Source organism: Micromonospora sp. D75 (assembly GCF_018070405.1).
GTDB classification, from domain to species: Bacteria; Actinomycetota; Actinomycetes; order Mycobacteriales; family Micromonosporaceae; genus Micromonospora; species Micromonospora chalcea.
Window position 1 is genome coordinate 1 of record NZ_JAGPXV010000587.1, and the last position, 3,754, is coordinate 3,754.

At 76.8% G+C, this 3,754-nt stretch carries 4 protein-coding genes and 1 pseudogene; all 5 read left to right on the top strand.

Features of this window, described 5'->3' with window-relative positions:
- Positions 1–366: histidine phosphatase family protein (locus KBX39_RS25925; protein ID WP_210872957.1), on the top strand; the 366-nt coding region annotated here is incomplete at its 5' end.
- Positions 367–414: 48 nt separating this feature from the next.
- Complete coding sequence (locus tag KBX39_RS25930; RefSeq protein ID WP_043328988.1) at positions 415–1,269, top strand: DegV family protein; 855 nt, start codon at positions 415–417, stop codon at positions 1,267–1,269.
- Positions 1,270–1,278: 9 nt separating this feature from the next.
- Positions 1,279–2,055, top strand: a complete 777-nt coding sequence (locus KBX39_RS25935; RefSeq protein WP_210872959.1) for an SDR family NAD(P)-dependent oxidoreductase — start codon at positions 1,279–1,281, stop codon at positions 2,053–2,055.
- A gap of 126 nt (positions 2,056–2,181) precedes the next feature.
- Complete coding sequence (locus KBX39_RS25940) at positions 2,182–3,060, top strand: ComEA family DNA-binding protein (protein ID WP_113972686.1); 879 nt, start codon at positions 2,182–2,184, stop codon at positions 3,058–3,060.
- Between the two features lie 59 nt (positions 3,061–3,119).
- Positions 3,120–3,754, top strand: a pseudogene (locus KBX39_RS25945) (competence protein ComEC); the annotation flags it as partial.

The window sequence follows — 3,754 nt, forward strand, 5'->3', positions numbered from 1 at the left end:
CAGGGCCTCACCCTGACCGAGGTGGCCGAACGGTTCCCCGACGAGTACGCCCGCTGGCGGGCCGGCGACCCGGACCCGGGCGCCGGCCTCGAACCCCTGGGTGACCTGGGCGCCCGGCTCGGCGCCGGGTTCCAGGACGCGGCCGACCTCGCCGTCGGCGGCACGGTCGTGGTGACCACCCACGGCGGCGGCGCCCGGCAGGGCGTCGGGCACCTGCTCGGCTGGGACCACACGGTGCTGCGCAGCCTCGGCTCGCTGGCGAACTGCCACTGGACCGAACTGCGCCACAACGGCGTCCGGGGCTGGCACCTGCGGGCGCACAACGTCGGTCTGGTCACCCGGGCGGCGCTCACCGACGCGGTCTGACACCTCCGGCCCCGGCGCGTCACAGCGCCATCGGCTAGCGTGCCGGTCATGCCCGTCGCGGTCGTCACCGACTCCACCGCCTACCTGCCCTCCGACCTGGCCCGCGCACGCGGGCTCACCGTCGTCCCGCTCACAGTCGTGCTCAACGGCGCGGAAGGGCTGGAGGGCGTCGAGACCTCCCCGGCCGACGCCACCCGCGCGCTGAGCGGCCGGCGGGTCTCGGTGAGCACGTCCCGGCCCGCGCCCGAACAGTTCGCGCAGGTCTACCGCACGCTGCTCGCCGAGGGCGCCGACGGCGTGGTGTCGGTGCACCTGTCCGCGGAACTGTCCGGCACTGTCGAGGCCGCCCGGCTCGCCGCCGCCGAGGTCGGCGACGACCGCGTCACCGTCGTCGACAGCCGATCCACAGGCATGGGCCTCGGCTTCCCGGCGCTCGCCGCCGCCGCGGCCGCCGCGGCGGGCGCCGACCTGACCGGGGTACGCGACGCGGCGCTGGACGCGGTCGCCCGCACCACCATCTACTTCTACGTCGACACGCTGGAGTTCCTGCGCCGGGGCGGCCGGATCAACGCGGCCGAGGCGCTGCTCGGCACCGCCCTCTCGGTAAAGCCGATCATGCACATGCCGGATGGCGCGATCGTGGTGAAGGACAAGGTCCGTACCGCCAGCCGGGGAGTCGCGCGGCTGGTCGACCTCGCCGTCGAGGCGGCAGACGACGCCCAGGTCGACGTCGCGGTGCACCACCTCGCCGCGCCGCAGCGGGCCGAGCAGTTGCTGACGGCGCTGACCGAGCGGCTGGGCGACCGGCTGCACGACACGTACGTCACCGAGGCCGGAGCGGTGGTCGCCGCCCACGCCGGGCCGGGGCTGGCGTGCGTGGTGGTCCACCGCCGTACACCCTAGGGTGGCCGGATGAACCTCCGGTCGTATGTCGTCACCGGCGGCGGGCGCGGCGTCGGACGCGCCATCGTCGAACGGCTGGCCACCGACGGCGGCATCGTGGTCGTGGTCGAACGGGACACGAGCGCACTGGACTGGCTGGCCCGGCATCCGCTCGCCGACCGGCTGCACGCCGTGACCGGGGACGCCGGCGACGAGGCGGTCACCGGCCGGGCCGCCGACCGCGCCGAGGCGTACGCGCCGCTGGCCGGCTGGGTCAACAACGCCGCCGTCTTCCGCGACGCCGACCTGCACCGCGCGCCCGCGAGCGAGGTGGTCGACCTGATCACGCTCAACCTGCGGCCCGCCGTGGCCGGGGCCGGCACCGCCGTACGCCGGTTCCTGGCCGCCCGGACCGGCGGCGCGATCGTCAACGTCTCGTCCCACCAGGCCCGCCGGGCGGTGCCGGGCGCGCTGCCGTACGCCACCGCCAAGGCCGCGCTGGAAGGGCTGACCCGGGCGCTCGCCGTCGACTACGGCCGCCACGGGATCCGCGCCAACGCGGTGGCGCTCGGCTCCGTCCACACCGAACGGCACGCCGCCTACCTGGCCGGACTCGACCCGGTCGAGGTCGCGCACGTCGACGCGGAGATGGCCCGGCTGCACCCGCTCGGCCGGATCGGGCGTACCGACGAGGTGGCCGAGGTGGTCGCGTTCCTGCTCTCCGAACGCGCCTCGTTCGTCAACGGCGCGGTCGTGCCGGTCGACGGGGGACGGGCCGCGCTCGGCCTGGACCCGGAGGCGCGCTGACCGTAGTTTTCGGCCACCTAGCACGGCCAGGGCTTGATCGGGTGTGTGTCCACAGTCCCTTGGTTGTCCACAGGTGAGCGTTCATCGGCCGATGCGGGACGAGCTGTCGCCGTAGCGTCCCGAGCCGTGCCAGACGACGAGGAGACGACGGTACGGCGGCGGCTCGCCCGGCTGTTCGGGCCTGGGCCCGGCGAGGCCGAGCCGGGTCTCGGGCTGCGTCCCGGCTTCCCGGAGCGCGACGGCGGGCGGGAACCCTCGTCCGGGGCGAACCCCTGGTCCGCCGAGCCGGACGCCGACGACGGCCCGTCCCACGATGCTCCGGTGGCCGCGCGCGGCCTGGCGTCCCGGCTGCCCGGACCCGGGGCGTTCGATCCCGGCCGCCGGGGTGTGCGGGCGCTCGCGGCGGTGGCGGCAGTGGTGGTCGTGGTGGCCGCCGTCTGGGCCTGGCGCTCGCGTCCGAGCACCGAACCCGTGCCGCCGGTGACGGCGTCCTCCGAGGCGCCTGTGGGCGCGGCGACCGAGGCGGTCACCGGGGTGCCCGCGTCAGCCGGCGCACCGGGTCAGGTGGTCGTCGCGGTGGCCGGGAAGGTCCGCCGCCCCGGCCTGGTCCGGCTGCCGGCCGGCGCCCGGCTGGCCGACGCCGTCGAAGCGGCAGGCGGCGCGCTGCCCGGCGTCGACGTCGCGCTGCTCAACCCCGCCCGCAAGGTCACCGACGGTGAACTGATCCTGGTCGGCGTGACCGCCCCACCGCCACCGGGCGGGCCCGCCGCGGCGGGCGCAGGCGGTGCGCCGGGCGGACCTGCGGCGCCGGCCGGACCGGTCAACCTGAACACCGCGACGCTTGCCCAGCTCGACGCGCTACCCGGCGTCGGCCCGGTGCTCGCCCAGCGGATCCTCGACCACCGCGACCAGCACGGCGGCTTCCGGTCCGTGTCCGACCTGCGGCAGGTCGACGGCATCGGCGACGCCCGGTACGAGCAGCTCAAGGAACTGGTGACGGTGTGACCGGCCGGCGTGCCGCTGCCTCGCCCGTCCTCGACGGTGACCCTGCGCCTGTCCGCGACGTGCCCGACCTGCGGCTGGCCGGGTTGGCGGTGGCCGCGTGGCTCGCCGCGCTGGCCGGGCTGCACCTCACCGTCCGCGCGACCGTGTGGACGGCCGCCGTCGCCGCCGCGCTCGCCCTCCTGGCGGCCCTGCGCTGCTGCGGCGTGCTCGGCCGACCGGGGGAACCGACCCGCCGCTACGGCTGGATCGTGGTCGCCGTGCTGCTCGGCGTGGTCTGCGGGGCCGCCGCCACCGGCGCCCGGCTCGCGATCCGCGACGCCACGGCGGTACGCGCTCTGGTCACCGAAGGCGCAGTGGTCACCGCCGACCTGGTGCTGCGCGACGATCCCCGCCCGGTACGCGGTGCCCCCGGCCGGCCACCGATGCTCCTGGTCCGCGTCGACCTGGTCCGCCTCACCGGAGGCGACGGCGCGCGGGTCACCGGCCCGGTACGCGCCCTGGTGCTGGCCACCGACCCGGCCTGGCGGCCGCTGCTGCCGGGTCAGCGGGTCACCACCCAGGGGCGGCTGTCCGCCCCGCGCGGCGGTGACCTGACCGCCGCCGTGCTCTCCGCCGCCGATCCGCCCACGCTGCGCGGCAGCGCGTCCTGGCCGCAACGGGCGGCCGGGGTGCTGCGATCAGGGCTCCAGCGCGC